This is a genomic window from Caballeronia sp. LjRoot34 (genome assembly GCF_964253815.1).
Taxonomy (GTDB): Bacteria; Pseudomonadota; Gammaproteobacteria; order Burkholderiales; family Burkholderiaceae; genus Caballeronia.
Genome location: NZ_CAXUSB020000001.1, coordinates 2729137 through 2745615, shown reverse-complemented (window position 1 = coordinate 2745615; position 16479 = coordinate 2729137). Strand labels below are relative to the sequence as shown.

The window sequence follows — 16479 nt, the reverse complement described above, 5'->3', positions numbered from 1 at the left end:
GGGATAGGTGCGGCTTAGGACCGTTTTGGAACGGCTCGGACGCGCGGTCTCAGACCGGATCGGATTCCAGTGCCAGCGTCCGCCGCGAAGGGATCGTGACGTGTTCGACGGTCACATCCAGTCCGAGCAGCGACGCCGCGAGTTGTCGCAGCGCCTGGCCGTCATTGGTCGAGTAAAAACGCGGCAATTCGATGGCCTGAGCTTGTGTTTGAACATGAGCCTGAGCCTGGGCTGGCGCTGCGCGCAGACCAAACGAATCCAGTTGCCGTTCGAGTTGCCGTGCTATTGCGATACTCGTATCGATCAGCGTCAGCCGGTTACCGGCAATGGAGCGGATGGCTTCATCGAGAAAGGGGTAATGCGTGCAGCCGAGCACCAGCGTGTCGGCGTTGGCGTCGAGCATGGGTTGCACATAGCTGCGCAGCAGCGCAACGAGTTCAGGTGAGTTCGTGTCGCAACGTTCCACCGCCTGCACGAGGCCGTGCCCCGGCTGCAGGATGAACTGGCAATCACTGGTATGGCGTTCAGCCAGCGCTTGAAAGCGCGCGCTGCGCAGCGTGACGGCCGTTGCCAGTACGCCCACCACGCGCGTTTGCGACGTGAGCGCCGCGGGCTTGATACCCGGCTCCACGCCAATCACGGGAACGGCCAGGCGTTCGCGGGTTTGAGCAATCGACTGCGCGGTCGCCGTGTTGCACGCGACCACCAGCGTCTTCGCGCCCTGCGATACGAGCCATTCCCCGATCGCGAGCGTCCGGTCGGCGATAAAGTCGTCATCGCGTTCACCGTATGGCGCGTACAGCGAATCCGCCACATAGATCAGGCGTTCGTCCGGCAAGGCGGCGCGCACAGCGCGCAACACGGACAAACCGCCGAGGCCCGAATCGAAAATAGCGACGGGCGCGCTCGAACCGGGCGACTCGGGAGAGGAACTGACAGCGGAGCTAAGCGCTGAACGAAAGGCGTCGAAGGGCATTGTGGCCAGTAGCTTACTCGCTCTCGCCCATCATGGTTTGCTGATAGTTCTGGATGCCGACCTTCGCGACGAGATCGATCTGCGTTTCCAGCCAGTCGATGTGTTCTTCCGTATCGTCGAGAATCTTCACAAAGATTTCACGCGAGATGAAATCGCGAACCGATTCGCAATACGCGATAGCTTCCTTGCAGGTGCTCTGCGAAATCTGTTCGAGCTTCAAGTCACACTTCAGGATTTCTTCGGTTTCTTCACCGATCAGCAGCTTGTGCAGGTCCTGCAGGTTCGGCAGGCCGTCGAGCATGAAAATGCGCTGGATCAGCCAGTCGGCGTGCTTCATCTCGCCGATCGACTCGTCGTACTCGTGCTTGCCAAGCTTCTCCAGCCCCCAGTGCTTGTACATGCGTGCATGCAGGAAATACTGGTTGATCGCAGTCAGCTCGTTTTTAAGCTGCTGGTTGAGGTATTCGAGGGCTTTGATATCGCCTTGCATGTTAGTTCCTTGTGTGGGCGTTTCAGCTTTTCAAACATAACCGCTCATGTTTAAAAAGCCAAGATGAAAAAGGGTGTTTTCCCCGCTATTTGGCGGAGATTTCGTATTTCTGCGCAGTGGAATGAGAATGAAAACAGTTCTCTGCGCAACAGCCCGAAAATGAAAGAGCCGGGCGCATGGCCCGGCTCTTTTTAGCTCGTATTGCTAAGACGGTAGTTTAAACCGTTGCGACCGGAATCTTGCCGATCTTTGCTTGCCATTCCTTCGGTCCCGTCTGATGGACGGAGGTCCCGGTCGAATCAACGGCAACGGTGACCGGCATATCCTGAACGTCGAATTCGTAGATGGCTTCCATGCCCAGGTCTTCGAACGCGATGACTTCCGCGCCGCGAATCGCCTTCGATACCAGATACGCCGCGCCGCCCACCGCCATCATGTAGGCGGCCTTGTGCTTCTTGATCGCCTCGATGGCACCCGGGCCGCGCTCTGCCTTGCCGATCATCGAGATCAGGCCGGTCTGCGACAACATCATGTCGGTGAACTTGTCCATGCGCGTGGCCGTGGTGGGACCTGCCGGACCAACGACTTCCTCGCGGACCGGATCAACCGGGCCAACGTAATAAATCACGCGATTCGTGAAATCGACGGGGAGCTTTTCGCCCTTGGCGAGCATGTCGGCAATACGCTTGTGCGCCGCGTCCCGTCCCGTCAGCATCTTGCCCGACAGCAGCAGCGTCTGGCCGGGCTTCCATGCCGCGACCTGTTCCTTCGTCAACGTGTTGAGGTCCACGCGCTGGCTCGTCTCCGTGTTCGCGACCCATTCGACCTTCGGCCATGCGTCGAGCGAAGGCACGTCGAGTTTCGCCACGCCCGAACCGTCGAGCGTGAAATGCGCGTGGCGCGTGGCTGCGCAGTTCGGGATGATCGCGATCGGCTTCGATGCCGCGTGCGTGGGCGCCGCCATGATCTTTACGTCAAGCACGGTGGCGAGGCCGCCCAGACCCTGCGCGCCAATGCCGAGCGCGTTGACCTTCTCGTGCAACTCCACGCGCAATTCTTCGATCCAGTCCCGCGGTCCGCGTGCGATGACGTCCTGGATATCGATGGCGTCCATCAGCGATTCCTTCGCCATGACCATCGCTTTCTCCGCCGTCCCGCCGATGCCGATTCCCAGCATGCCCGGCGGGCACCAGCCGGCGCCCATCAGTGGCACGGTTTTCAACACCCAGTCAACGATGGAATCCGATGGGTTCAGCATCGCGAACTTCGTCTTGTTCTCCGAGCCGCCGCCTTTGGCCGCGATCTGGACATCGACTTTATCGCCGGGGACGATCTCGTAATGGATCACAGCCGGCGTGTTGTCCTTCGTGTTCTTGCGCGCGCCTTCAGGCGGGCTCACGATGGATGCGCGCAGCACGTTGTCCGGGTTCAGATAACCGCGGCGCACGCCTTCGTTGATCATGTCGGTGACACCCATGGTTGCACCGTCCCACCGCACGTCCATGCCCACTTTCACGAACACCGTGACGATGCCGGTGTCCTGGCAGATCGGCCGATGACCTTCCGCGCACATGCGGCTGTTCGTCAGGATCTGCGCGATGGCGTCTTTCGCGGCCGGACTCTCTTCGAGTTCGTACGCGCGGCCGAGCGCCTGGATGTAGTCGAGCGGATGGTAATAGCTGATGTGCTGCAACGAATCCGCAATGCTCTGGATCAGGTCTTCCTGCTTGATGATGGTCATGGCTTGAACGTGTGGGGAACGGGACGTTATCGGGACTGTTTGCGGCGCTTTAAGAAGCGCTCATGGGTGTATTTCTGCTGCTGGTCTAAGCTTACTCGTGCGCCTTCGCGGGCGTGCCGGAAGGTTCGTGAAAATGCTCCGGATGCGTGTGCGTGGTCAGCCGGTCGACCCACGCCATGATCAGCGCCGACGCGAGGAACGCCACATGAATGATCACCTGCCACATCACCGCGTGTTCGGAGTACTGGTCCGGGTTGATGAAGGTTTTCAGCAGATGGATGGACGAAATGCTGATCAGCGCCATGGACAGCTTCACCTTCAGCACGCCGGCATTCACGTGATCGAGCCATTCCGGCTGATCGGGATGGCCTTCCACGCCGAGTCGTGAGACGAAAGTCTCGTAGCCGCCCACGATCACCATGATCAGCAGGTTGGAGATCATCACCACGTCGATCAGGCCGAGGACGACCAGCATGATGTTGGTTTCATCGAGCGTCGTCATGTGAGTGACGAGATGCCAGACCTCCTTCAGGAACAGGACGACGTAGACGCCCTGCGCCACGATCAGGCCGAGATACAGCGGCACCTGGAGCCAGCGGCTCATGAAGATGACGGCTGGAAGGGGTTTCATGGGACGGCGGGGAGGACGGGTGCCGGGGATGTTCGAGGATGCGGACATGAGCGGTGCCGGGTCGTGGAAGGTTGATTGAATCGAGTAACTGCTTGGGTCGTGGCGAGCGCGAAATAAGGCGAAACCGGCGAAACCGGAAATAGGGCGAAACCGGATTTCGCGCGCATTTTTTTGAGAAAGCTCGTCATTGTAGCGCGACGGCGGCGCCGGGTTGCGGGTCAACCCTGAGGAAGTCCGCACGCGCAACCGGCCCCTAAACCTGCTCACCGGCGGTTCCACCGCGCGTGCGAAATTCGTGCAAAGCCCGTGCAAAGCCCGTTTGGAAGCCGTCCCCGGTCAAGAAATCATCGGCGGCGCCGTTTTCGCCTTCGTGCTGGCCAGGACGATCCCGGTGACCACGCATGCCAGTGCGATTCCGTGCGCGATAGTCGGACGCTCGCCGAGAAACACGATGCCGTAGAGCGCCGCCGCAATCGGCAAGAGGCCGGAAAATACGCCGGCGAGACTGCCATCGACGTGCCGGATGCCTTTCATCCACAGCCAGAACGAGAAGATGCTCGCCGATAACCCGTACCAAAGCACGAGGCTCCAGACACTCAGGCTGACGCTGCTGTAATTGAAGCTGACGAGCGCGGAAAACCCGAACGGCAGCATCAGCAGGAAGCCGAAGAAATGCGTGTAAGCGCAGATATCGATGGCGGGAAGCGTCTGCGTCAGGCGTCGCGACAGGATCACGTAGAACGACTCGCAACACACCGCGCCGAGCACCATCAGGTTGCCAAGTACCGAGCTATCCTGCGGTCCGCTGCCCGATCCGTGGCCGCCCGTTCCTTGCGCGACGTTGATCACGACCACGCCGACAATGGCAAGCGCAATGGAAATCAACGCACGCCCGTTCGGGCGTTCTTTCAGGAAGAACCACGAGAACAAGGCGACCACCGCTGGAATCGTACTGGTGATCACGCCGGCCGCGACGACGCTCGTGCGCTGCACGCCGTTGAGCATCAGCAGCGTGAACATGAAGGTGCCGAAGAACGCCTGCTGGATCAGGTTGGCCCACTCGTCGCGCTTGACCAGCCGGATCTTCGCGGGACGCAACAACGGCCAGAGCACCGCCATCGCAATGACAAAACGCAGCAGCGCGAACAGCGGGACCGGAATGAAAGCGACCACCGACTTGCCGACGCCGACATTGCTGCCGGCCAGCAGCATGGCTGCAATGAGATAGAGCGCGTAACGATTCAAGCTGGAATCCGGACGGCGAGTTCAGTTAACATGGCGTGGCGCGTCATGGATCGCGCGCAACGCGGGATGGAAGTAAGCAGCACGTGAGCGCAAAGCGCATCATTGTATTGATGCGTTGAAACGGTCGCATAGTATAAGTGCGGGTGCGTACGTGTATACCCCGTGGCTTTCGGGGCGATCGCGTAAGTAGCGGGTAAGGCGCGCGGCTTATCTTCGTCCCATCGTCACATAAAGCCTGGCGCGCCTATGCTGCGCTGCATCGAACAGGCAACGCACAGAGGCAGGAGACGCGGCATGTCGCATGACACTATGAATGCGCATACCGTCCACGCCTAAAGACATGGCGGCTTCGGAGCTTGGGCTCCGGTGTCGCGGTTATCAGATTCACCATCAAAGAAGGGGTTGTCGATGTCTGCGATTGAATCCGTACTCCAGGAACGCCGTATTTTCCCGCCCTCGGCCAAAGCGTCGGCCGGCGCAACGATTTCCGGCATGGACGCGTACAAGGCTTTGACGTCTGAAGCCGAACGCGATTACGAAGGTTTCTGGGCGCGGCTCGCGCGCGAAACGCTTAGCTGGCACAAGCCGTTCACAACTGTCCTCGACGAATCGAATCCGCCGTTCTACAAGTGGTTCGAAGACGGCGAAATCAACGCGTCGTATAACTGCATCGACCGTCATGTGGAAGCCGGCAACGGCGCGAAGAACGCGATCATCTTCGAAGCCGACGACGGCACCGTCGTGAACGTCACGTATCAGGATCTTCTGCAGCGCGTCTGCCGCTTCGCCAATGCGCTAAAAAAGCGCGGCGTGAAGAAGGGCGATCGCGTGGTGATCTACATGCCGATGTCGATTGAAGGCGTGGTCGCCATGCAAGCCTGCGCGCGGATCGGTGCGACGCACTCGGTCGTGTTCGGCGGGTTCTCATCGAAGTCGCTCAACGAACGGCTGGTGGACGTGGGCGCGGTCGCACTCATTACGTCGGATGAACAAATGCGCGGCGGCAAGGCCCTGCCGCTGAAGAGCATCGCCGATGAAGCTATCGCAGCCGGCGGATGCGAGGCGGTCAAGAGCGTGATTGTGTACAAGCGCACGGGTGGCAAGACGCAATGGCATGAAGGCCGTGATCTCTGGATGCACGAGTTGGTCGAGCATGAATCCGATCAGTGCGAGCCGGAATGGGTCAGCGCCGAACATCCGCTGTTCATCTTGTACACGTCCGGTTCCACGGGCAAGCCGAAGGGCGTTCAGCACAGCACCGGCGGCTTTTTGCTGTGGGCCGCGCAGACCATGAAGTGGACCTTCGACGCCAGGCCCGACGACGTGTTCTGGTGTACCGCCGACATCGGCTGGATCACGGGGCATAGCTACATCGCGTATGGTCCGACTGCTATTGGCGCGACCCAGGTCGTGTTCGAGGGCGTGCCCACGTACCCGCATGCCGGGCGCTTCTGGGACATGATCGCGAAGCACAAGGTCACGATTTTCTATACCGCGCCGACCGCTATCCGTTCACTCATCAAGATGGCCGAAGCCGATGCAAAAGTGCATCCGAAGAGCTTCGATCTGTCGTCGCTGCGCATTCTCGGTACGGTCGGCGAGCCGATCAATCCGGAAGCGTGGATGTGGTATCACGAGAACGTGGGCGGCGGCGTGTGTCCTATCGTCGATACATGGTGGCAGACAGAAACTGGCGGCCACATGATCACGCCGCTGCCGGGCGCGACGCCGCTTGTGCCGGGTTCCTGCACGCTGCCGTTGCCCGGCATCATGGCTGCTGTCGTCGATGAAACCGGCCAGGACGTGCCGAACGGGCAGGGCGGGATCCTCGTCATCAAGCGGCCGTGGCCGTCGGCGTTGCGCAACGTGTGGGGTGATCCGGACCGCTACAAGAAGAGCTACTTCCCTGAGGAACTCGGCGGCAAGCTGTACCTCGCGGGCGATGGCGCCGTGCGCGACAAGGACACGGGTTACTTCACGATCATGGGCCGGATCGATGACGTGCTGAACGTGTCGGGGCATCGGTTGGGGACCATGGAGATCGAGTCGGCGCTGGTGTCGAATCCGATCGTGGCGGAAGCGGCCGTGGTCGGCCGTCCCGACGATACGACCGGCGAAGCGGTGTGCGCGTTCGTCGTGCTGAAGCGTTCGCGGCCTGAGGGCGATGAAGCCAAGCAGATCGCCAATGAACTGCGGGCGTGGGTCGCAAAAGAGATCGGTCCGATCGCGAAACCGAAGGACATTCGTTTCGGCGAGAATCTTCCCAAGACCCGTTCAGGCAAGATCATGAGGCGGTTGTTGCGTTCGCTGGCGAAGGGCGAGGAGATCACGCAGGACATCTCGACGCTCGAGAATCCCGCGATCCTCGATCAACTTGGCGAAGCGCGTTGAATTTGCTTTAGTATCATCCAGCTTGAAAGAACGGCTCCCTGTTTCAGGGAGCCGTTTTTATATCCCCGGCCGGCGCACGGTGTCGATCCCGATTGCCGCTTCCTGACGCATTTGGTAGATAAGCACATGTCCTCGATTCCACCGCCTGCTTCGAGTCCCGCCGAACCACCGCCCGTCACGGAGGCGATGGCGCAAGCGCATCGGTTCTACTGGCGAACGAATCTTGCGGTGATATCGGTGCTGATGCTGATCGGATTCGTGGTCTCGTTCGGCATTCCGCTCATGGCGACGCGGCTCGCTGATGTGCGTTTCGCGGGTTTTCCGCTGCCGTTCTACTTTGGCGCCCAGGGCGCGATCCTGGTGTATGTCGCGTTGATCGTGGTGTATATCGTGCTGATGCAATTCGCCGATGCCCGTTTGCAACGGACCCTTGCCGTAGCTAAGCCCAAGCCATGAAGCGCCGATGAAGCTTACCCATCGACTCATTCGGGCCTACGCGCTTTACACGCTCGGCTTCCTCCTGTTCATCTATGTGATGGCGCGGATCGAGCGCGTGACCGGGCCGGGCATGTGGATCGGCTATGTGTTTTTGTTCGTGCCGATAGCCGTCTATGCGGTGATCGGCTTGTTGTCGCGGACGTCGGATCTGGTCGAGTATTACGTGGCCGGGCGGCGCGTGCCGTCCGCGTTCAACGGCATGGCCACGGCGGCGGACTGGTTATCGGCGGCGTCGTTTATCGGGCTGGCGGGGTCCATCTATGCAACCGGTTACGACGGTCTTGCGTACATGATGGGCTGGACCGGCGGCTATTGTCTCGTTGCGTTCCTGCTCGCGCCCTACGTCCGCAAGCTTGCCCGCTACACTATCCCCGACTTTCTCGGCACGCGCTTTTCGAGCAACCTCGTGCGTGGGATCGCGGCGTTCGCGGCCATCCTGTGCTCGTTCGTTTATCTCGTCGCGCAGATCCAGGGCATCGGGCTGATTGCATCGCGGTTTATCGGTATCGACTTTGCTATCGGGATCTTCTGCGGGCTTGCGGGTATTCTCGTGTGCTCGTTTCTTGGCGGCATGCGCGCGGTCACGTGGACGCAGGTCGCGCAGTACATCATCCTGATCAGCGCCATGCTGATTCCCGTCTCGATGATCGCCCATCGCGAAGGGCTCGGCTGGTTGCCGCAGCTTTCGTATGGACGGTTGCTGGAGCGTGTGGAAGTGCTTGAACGGGAGGTGGAACGCTCGCCCGAAGAAGCCAGGGTTCGCGACGATTACCAGCGTCAGGCGCAGCAGATCCAGACGCAGATCGATGAATTGCCCACGTCGTTTCATACCGGCCAGGCTCGGCTGATGGAGGAGATCGCGGGTCTGCGTCGGCATAACGGGCCGTTGCGCGATATTAACGAGCGGGAACGTGAACTGGCGTCGTTCCCGAAGACACCCGCGGAGGCGCACGTTCAATGGACCCGCGCCCGCGATGCGATGCTCGAACGCGCTGCGCCGCCGGTGCCAATGGCTGAAGCGTTCCCCCCATCCGACGATGAAAACGCGCGGCTGCACAGGCGGAATTTCTTGTCGTTGCTGCTGTGTTTGTCGCTGGGAACGGCGAGCTTGCCGCATATTTTGACGCGCTATAACACGACTACATCTGTGGCTTCCGCGCGGCGCTCGGTCGGCTGGACGCTGTTTTTTGTCGCGCTGTTTTATGTGACCGTGCCCGTGCTCGCGGTGCTGATCAAGTACGAGATGCTGACGGGAATCGTCGGGCACAAGTTCGCTGATCTTCCTACCTGGGTCATGCAATGGCGCAAGGTCGAGCCGTATCTGATTCGTATCGGCGATGTGAACGGTGATGGCATCGTGCGCTGGTCCGGGATTCAGATGCAGCCGGATATGGTGGTGCTCGCCGCGCCGGAGATTGCCGGGCTGCCGTATGTGATGTCGGGATTGATTGCGGCGGGGGCGTTGGCCGCGGCGCTTTCTACCGCCGATGGCTTGCTATTGACGATCGCGAATGCGCTTTCGCACGATGTCTATTACTGCATGGTCGACAAGACTGCGAGCAGTCAGCGAAGGGTGACGATATCGAAGATATTGTTGCTGGGGGTGGCGTTGTTTGCTTCGTATGTGGCCTCGCTTAATACGGGGAATATCCTGTTTTTGGTGGGAGCGGCGTTTTCGTTGGCGGCGTCGAGTTTGTTTCCGGTGTTGGTGCTGGGCGTGTTCTGGAAGCGGACGACGAAGCTCGGGGCGGTCGCGGGGATGCTGGCGGGCTTGAGCGTGTGCGTCTATTACATCGTGTCGACGTACCCGTATTTCACGCAGATGACGGGGTGGTCGGGCGCGCGGTGGTTTGGGATCGAGTCGATCAGTTCGGGCGTGTTTGGGGTGCCGGCGGGGTTTGTGGTGGCTGTGGTGGTGAGTCTTTTCGATCGGAAACCGGACGCGTATACGAGGGCGTTGGTGGATTATATTCGGCATCCGTGAGGGGAATGTTTGCGGGTTTGGCGGCGGTGAAATACAAAAAACCCGCGTCGGCACAAGGCTCGATGCGGGTTTTGGGGATGCTTGACAATGTGATACGTATTCTGGCGGAGAGACGGTCCGTCGATCGTCCTTTATGGATAAGGATTTCAAGTCAATCAATCGAAAAAGTACCCGAAAAAGTACCCGCAAACTGAAGGCATTTCGTCAGATAAGACGGCAGCAGGTGCGAATGCAGTTTGTCCGCCAGAGCGTTCGCTATAAGCCCGGGCTGCTAGGGCTCTCCGATCGAATACGAAAGAAGCACCCGCCGAAATACCCGGACGCATGACTGTCTCGCTGGCAGTCATTGCGGACTGCGGGCGGCTGATCCCAGTCGTAGCGTTGGAACCTGAAAAGTCCGGAGACATGGCGACAAGCTGCGCTTTCCCGAGAAATCGATCACGAGTCTTCGGCGCCTATTGGGTAGCATTGCCGCTCAGGAAACTTCGCGGTTGCGCAGTGGGTGCGCTGAGGGGAGGGTGAAGGGTGGCCAAGCCCGCTGAGTGTGTGCGGCTTTCACCGCTCATATACCGGTCTGCTTAGCGCTTCCGTATCGGAGCGGCTATATGTACCCGGCATAGAAGTACAGTCACCCTGAACTAGCAGCTTCTGTGGAGGAGCCGGCCGCCCTTCGGCGGTGAGTCTACAGCGCTAATAAGCACGTTTCAATTCTTTCTTTTCAAGTGAGTTAAGTAAATCCACTTCCGTCCAGTTAACAAACCAATACCGTGTCGCGGCCTGTGCAATAAAATCCGCTAATTCGGCTGGCGTTGGCGCGTCGAGTTTCATTTGAGCATAAAATCCCTCGATCCAGCGACGCCTTTGAGTGTGGTAGATGTAGGGGCAGGTTATCATATCGAGAAACAAATGTGCCTTTTCAGAATTGACAAATATATCTGTCAAATTCCTAAGTCTTGCATCAGCAGCTTTAACTAAACCTCTGCGCAATGTTCTATAAGCTGGATCTTTACGAACGTAAAACAAACCGCAAACAATATCAAAATACGAAAATTTTCCGGTATTCTCGAATAGACTTTTTACTGTCTCCTCAGGCAGGAGATAGTTAGGACCCAGTTCGCGGACCGCAAGCAGCACATTGCTGGCTTCGAGCCAAGTGAAACCCTCAATTGCGGCCCGGCCGCCTTCGTTTTCTCGCGAAAGGAAAGAATTCGCAAGGTCAAATATCCGCTGCTTTACCGTTTCCTTATGAACACCCAGGTTCTTTTCAGCGAATCGTATCAGCACGATGATCGACGTGGCCAGCTTGTAGGAAGAGCTTACTGAAGGTGCAACTGAATACAAAAAAAATAGGACATCGAGCAAAACCAGACTACTGTCTCTGTAGTTTAAAACAGTCTCCTCGTCTGACGTGGCGAGGTTAGTATTCGCGAGCTTTTTTACGCGCTCAGTAAAAGTAGATATCAGGTATGACGATACATCATCATAGGAAACATCGTTATAAGAGCACACAGACTTAACAATATCAAGGAAGCTTCGTGTTAGCCGCCATTGATAATAAATCTTTTTCGGAATTAATCTCGATGCGTCATCAACATCTTCAAGGAATTTATCAAAGAACTCGTTGGCTCTGTTGCTCACATCACGAGTGATGCGCGATTTCTTGGTGAAAAATGGGCGCGCCAACCGCAGGGACTTGGCGGTATTTGTATGTAGATTGAACATCGTGAGCGTATCGCTATAACACTCATAGATGGTTCTCGCGTCCGCTTCGTTCCGCGCAAATATAAATACATCATCCACATATCTGCGAACTTGATAATGAGTTCCGAAAATAAGCTTGTACGATTGACTTAATCGTAAAAACGCTCGCCTGTCGACGGCTTGAAATATTATTTCTGCAAAGATTCGACTTACTTCTGGGCCGATAACTATGCCGTTCGTTTCATTGTGGTTCGCATTTCTCATGACCGAATCGAACGCCTGACCGAATGTTGAATCTATGTCAACATGCGTTTTCGTGAACTCTTTGTCCTTTACAGCCCAGGACATACAATGCGTGTAGATACTATCAAAGCACTTCGAGACATCTAATGTCCAAAGAAATCCGTAAGCCTTCTCTAGTTCAAGAAAGTCGCGTGAGTCGAAAAACTTATACAGGCGATCGTGCCCGCGATATGCAAAGAAGGAGGGGCTGTACTTTGTGAATCGATCAGTTTCAGTCTGAGCAACGCTTCCATTTTTGTACTGGTTAATGTTCTCCCACGAACTTTTTGTATAAAAGGTCGCAGCGACTTTGTTTGGCGCGCGAATCGATGCAGGACTTAGAGAGCAGAAATGCAGAATAAGATTTTCATATTTTTCGTAAAATGCCTTAATTCTCCACTGAGATATCGGGTGCACTAACGCGAGTCGTCTAAATTCAAGGGCGTTCTTTCGTATTTTGTACGAATGGGGATTGGTGGGTGAAAATTTGGGTGCAGACTCCCCGGTTATGATTCCGTCTATTAGAACCCGTGTGATTCCTGTGGCACGCTGAGAGCGCAGGACGTTGTTATACAGTCCCTCGTTCGAAAAGATAATTGGCGTTTCATAGGGTAGAGTTTCAGTCGCGAGCACGCGGCAGTAATCTCTTTTGTTTATTCTTTTAGGCTTGCTCCCTTTACTCATGTCCCCAGCATCCCTGTATTGTGTGAATGTGCGTTGGATGAAAGTATGCGAATGTACGTTTTTCATGCCCCCGTTTAAAGCTCAAGGTCAAAAGCTCACGTTTTTGCTTGGCAGTTAAAAGTCCCGAGCTGCGCGAAAATAGGCGTCCATTGCTTCCCCGCACGGCGTCGTGCAGAAATTTGTCGAGTTGTTGGAGGCTACCACCGGCATCGGTTGAGAGATGGGGGTAGTTGTAGAATATCCCGGCAAGCTTTCGTCTTCCTGTATTGATATCTCTAATACTAAAATTCGTTGTCAAAAATTTCAGTCGATCATAGAGCAAATTAAAGTCAGCGGTTTTTGCGAAATCCAGGAAAGCGCGGCAAATCCTAGTTTTATAGCGAGTTTTTTTATTACTTGAGATGTCTACTTTTACAACGCGAAACTGCCGTTGAGGACGCACCTTTTTGTCTTTGAATGGTTCTTTCACGGAAAACTCATAACCGAGATAGCTAAATGAGAATAGAATTTTATCGATTAAAATTGGAGTTACGCGTTCGCTGGCACATTTAACGTGCTGCTTTCCTTCATTGAGGACGAGGCCATGGGGTAGGTTCTTAATCACTGCCTTTAAGAAGCTCCGTTCATTCTCAACCGCGTTTGTTACGACAACAATGTCATCCACATATCGTGCATAAAAAAAGACACCGAGAGCATTGATTGTGCTTTCGTCGAAATCATCCATCATAAGCTCAGCTAACACGGCGCTCAACGCCAAGCCACGTGGGATTCCCGTTCCCCCCGCTGCCGCGAAGAGCGCCAGGACCTTCTCTATCAGTCTTTTCGTTTGAGGGCTTAATGTTTTGAAGTCGTTAATTTTTTTTATGACATCGGCCGTGATGAAAGATTCGTAGAAAGCACTTATGTCTAGTCGGTAGACTCGGAAAGGCGTGCCTTCGGCCAGAAGGTGTTTCAAGTTGGAGATAATCGATTGCCGATCAGGCTGCCGCACTTTAGTAACGCGCCGAAGGTTCAACGTCACTTTGCGCAGGACCAGTTCGTCGGGCAGGTTCAAGGTGTGATAGATTTTTTTTCCGCCCTTTGTGAAGGACATCAGCGGATTGTGCCCATCGAAATCGCTATGCGCTATGTCGGACGCGGCTTGAACCCGCGCTTGTTTGACGCTGTCATCGTAGATTGTCGGGAAATCACGAAAGTCGGACTTTCGTACTAGCCGAGCGAGAGTAGCCGGACTGAAGGATTGATCGTACACCGCGTTAATTCCTCTCTGTGCGTGGCTGCTGCGCGAGTTCGTTCTAGACGATAGCGAAGCGATTATGCCTTGTCCGTTGGAGTCCCGCGTCGCATTGGCCGGACGAGCTGCCCGAGATGCTTTCGGTTACGCCCCACTGCCTTTTCGACAGCGAATCCAACTGCCTCAAATCAAAATTTTGGTTGTCGGTGGTTTGATCGGCGGTGCTAACGCCGGCGTTTGCGAATGTGCGGCACGTGGCGTTATTTCTGGGGCATCCGAGATAGATGTCCGAATATTGGGACCTTCGAAGCCCGATCCCGCGCTTCTGTTCGCTATCGGAACAGCATGTACTGAAACGATCGATTTGGTACATGCCCTAGCGTTCGGCTTTCCTCAGTGCCGCGAACCCATCGCTTGTCGCGAGCATCAATTGCCACGCGTAAGTCATGAGACGGTCTTTCCGCTCCCATTGGTCGGCTCTTCCAACACAGCGCGGAAAAACCTCGCTATATGCATTCCAAAGCGGCTCGTAGTCCGAGGAGTTGCTCAACTTGGCAAGGTGGCGCTTTTCGTGCGTGGAGATGTTCTGAGTCATGCACTTGATCGTGTCTGTATCGGCCCGGTCACGTTCTTCCTTCTCGCTATTGGCCCAGATTATTCCCGCGATGGCGGCTCCGACTACCAAGGTGCCCATCGCAGCGTATCCCCATAAGTTCGGTCCCATTTTTCCTCGGCTGTGTTGTGGCGGTGCACCAATCGTACATGTCCAAATCAGCGATAGCCATACTGCAAGGTCTCGAAATGAACGGCAAGACGACTACGAGGGCCGCTCCGGGGGGCACCTGGAGGGTTGTTGGGCGCGGGTGAGTACGCGTTATCGGATGGGCGCGTCAAGGAGCGCGCGTGGGAATTCCCGAGGGGGCACGGGGGGACCCGCAGGGACCAATTGCTTGAGGGGGCTGAGGCATTTTTCCGACAAAACAAAAGGCCCAAAGGAGCCAATGCCGTTCAATTAGTAATCTTGCATTTGGAGCGCCGCAAACGCGCGCTGTGAAAAGCTTCGGTGTCCCTTCGTAACAGTTCGGCCAAGAAGCGTCCAATCCACGTCACGTCGCTCAGACGTTCAGAGGCCGAGTACGCTTGCCGGGGACAGACGCGCTCGGCTGACTGGCTGCATACGTCCGCCTCGTTCTCTGAGGTCGGTAGCCGCTACAATCACGAGTCAAAATTACTAGAATCCACGGACTAATAATGGGCAATGCAAAGCGCAGGGCCACAAACAAACGGGTCATAAAATCACAGCCAGCGCCACCAGGGCCCTCGGCCGCATCGAAGTCGAAATGGACAAGCATGCGCCGGTGGTGGGGTCGGTATTGGGGTCCGTCTTTGGGCATTGTTGGGCTGTTTTCTACCGTGATATCGATCTGGACGTACTTTGCACCGAGCATCGCAATCACGCCCGGGGACAACCTCGATCCCAGTCAAGAATTCCAAACGCAGTTTGTTGTGACCAACAGAGGAAACTTTCCTTTATACAACATGCATTTCGCTTGCTCGATTGAAGGATCACGTGTGGACATTGAAAGCCTGAGAGGCAACGGCAAAACGCTGAGACGAATCGCGAAATTCCCGTCTGGCGGAGTAGCGTCGCGAGGGTGTTTCGTGGAAAGTCGGGTGCGGGTGGATGGCCGCCTAAAAGTTGACGTTTATTACACTTGGTCGAGCTTCAGCATAGAAATGGTTCAGCCAGCATATTTTCGAGTTGAAAACGGAGCGTCAGGCAACATGCTCGTACCTGACGATGATGCGGGCTCTTCAAATTCTGGTGCACTTATTAAATTTGCCGGCTAAATTAGACGGCCACTCCTTCGAGTTTCTATGGGGTTAGTGATCCGGCGGACGCCTGAGTGACCCCTTCGAGATAATCGATCGCACTATCCAGCCGCCGCTTTATGGCATAGTGATTTTGCCCTTCGGATGCCATGCGGCGTACCGTGTCGTCCACAATGTCCACAATGGCGATGCGGGTTTCAACACTGATGCGGCGTAGGTCCGGCGCTCTATGGGGGTCCTTGGGTGCCACCGCTTTTTCAAGTTCACCCACAGTTGTGTCATGTTTGACGGCGAACGCCTTGAGGGCCATACGCGGGATATCGTCGCCGGGGAGAGCCTTCTTCACCCTGGCAAAAAGATGTGCGAGCCGCTTTGCTGTGCGCTCATCAAGCCGTACCGTATGAGCAACCTCAAGCGACCGAAGGTCTTGCGGGAGGTGCCGCCACCAGGACCATTTTTCGAAGTCCCTCCAGAACACTATTGGGTCAGGTAGGTGGATGCTCTCGGTGGTGCGGACGAACTGCGGGAGGTCTTGGCGGCGTACGTGCAAATTGAGGAGCGCATCGATATGCTCTTGGGAGAGCCCGGGGAAATGCTTCTCGCACCATTGGAAGAACTCAGCGTCACCCACGCTATTGCGCTTCGCTGCTACAAATCCACCGATGCCTTCCCAAGCCTTGCGAAGCTTGCCGTGCGTTCGCTTGATTTGGAGATACTCGATCAGCGTCTCGCAAAGCTTCGTCGCTATCAAGGGGGCAAGCACCCTCCGACGCGGTTTCTGTTACGTCC

Annotated in this window: 12 protein-coding genes; 3 read left to right on the top strand and 9 right to left on the bottom strand. The window is 56.4% G+C overall.

The window, feature by feature from the left end; all coding sequences use genetic code 11:
* Positions 1 to 49: 49 nt before the first annotated feature.
* From murI to ACSQ36_RS12215, 5 genes are all read right to left on the bottom strand, one after another.
* Positions 50 to 976, bottom strand: coding sequence for a glutamate racemase (murI, locus tag ACSQ36_RS12235; protein ID WP_436182092.1), 927 nt, complete (start codon positions 974 to 976; stop codon positions 50 to 52).
* Positions 977 to 989: 13 nt separating this feature from the next.
* Positions 990 to 1466 (bottom strand): bacterioferritin, encoded by a 477-nt coding sequence (gene bfr / locus ACSQ36_RS12230; RefSeq protein WP_031359074.1) that lies wholly within the window; start codon positions 1464 to 1466, stop codon positions 990 to 992.
* A gap of 217 nt (positions 1467 to 1683) precedes the next feature.
* Positions 1684 to 3207, bottom strand: coding sequence for a fumarate hydratase (locus ACSQ36_RS12225; protein WP_213761844.1), 1524 nt, complete (start codon positions 3205 to 3207; stop codon positions 1684 to 1686).
* Between the two features lie 91 nt (positions 3208 to 3298).
* Complete coding sequence (locus ACSQ36_RS12220; protein ID WP_213761843.1) at positions 3299 to 3886, bottom strand: TIGR00645 family protein; 588 nt, start codon at positions 3884 to 3886, stop codon at positions 3299 to 3301.
* 288 nt (positions 3887 to 4174) lie between these two features.
* On the bottom strand, positions 4175 to 5083 hold the full coding sequence (locus tag ACSQ36_RS12215; RefSeq protein WP_213761842.1) for a DMT family transporter: 909 nt from the start codon (positions 5081 to 5083) through the stop codon (positions 4175 to 4177).
* Between the two features lie 408 nt (positions 5084 to 5491).
* Here ACSQ36_RS12215 and acs point away from each other — a divergent pair, with 408 nt between their 5' ends.
* The 3 genes from acs (at position 5492) to ACSQ36_RS12200 (ending at position 9956) form a co-directional block, all read left to right on the top strand.
* Positions 5492 to 7474 (top strand): acetate--CoA ligase, encoded by a 1983-nt coding sequence (gene acs / locus ACSQ36_RS12210; RefSeq protein ID WP_436182091.1) that lies wholly within the window; start codon positions 5492 to 5494, stop codon positions 7472 to 7474.
* A 126-nt stretch (positions 7475 to 7600) separates the two neighbouring features.
* Complete coding sequence (locus tag ACSQ36_RS12205; RefSeq protein ID WP_436182090.1) at positions 7601 to 7930, top strand: DUF4212 domain-containing protein; 330 nt, start codon at positions 7601 to 7603, stop codon at positions 7928 to 7930.
* A 7-nt stretch (positions 7931 to 7937) separates the two neighbouring features.
* Positions 7938 to 9956 (top strand): sodium:solute symporter family protein, encoded by a 2019-nt coding sequence (locus ACSQ36_RS12200; RefSeq protein ID WP_436182089.1) that lies wholly within the window; start codon positions 7938 to 7940, stop codon positions 9954 to 9956.
* A 690-nt stretch (positions 9957 to 10646) separates the two neighbouring features.
* Here the strand turns inward: ACSQ36_RS12200 and drt3b are convergent.
* From drt3b to ACSQ36_RS12180, 4 genes are all read right to left on the bottom strand, one after another.
* Positions 10647 to 12623 carry an antiviral reverse transcriptase Drt3b gene (gene drt3b, locus ACSQ36_RS12195; RefSeq protein WP_436182088.1) on the bottom strand — a complete coding sequence of 659 codons (1977 nt, stop codon included), beginning with the start codon at positions 12621 to 12623 and terminating at the stop codon, positions 10647 to 10649.
* Entirely contained in the window at positions 12616 to 13875 is a 1260-nt protein-coding gene (gene drt3a, locus ACSQ36_RS12190) for an antiviral reverse transcriptase Drt3a (protein WP_436182087.1), read from the bottom strand. The genes drt3b and drt3a overlap by 8 nt, the downstream gene beginning before the upstream one ends.
* A gap of 358 nt (positions 13876 to 14233) precedes the next feature.
* The gene (locus ACSQ36_RS12185) at positions 14234 to 14581 is read right to left on the bottom strand and encodes a hypothetical protein (RefSeq protein WP_436182086.1); all 348 of its coding nucleotides are present in this window, start codon (positions 14579 to 14581) and stop codon (positions 14234 to 14236) included.
* Between the two features lie 1152 nt (positions 14582 to 15733).
* Positions 15734 to 16441 carry a hypothetical protein gene (locus ACSQ36_RS12180; RefSeq protein ID WP_436182085.1) on the bottom strand — a complete coding sequence of 236 codons (708 nt, stop codon included), beginning with the start codon at positions 16439 to 16441 and terminating at the stop codon, positions 15734 to 15736.
* Positions 16442 to 16479: the final 38 nt, after the last annotated feature.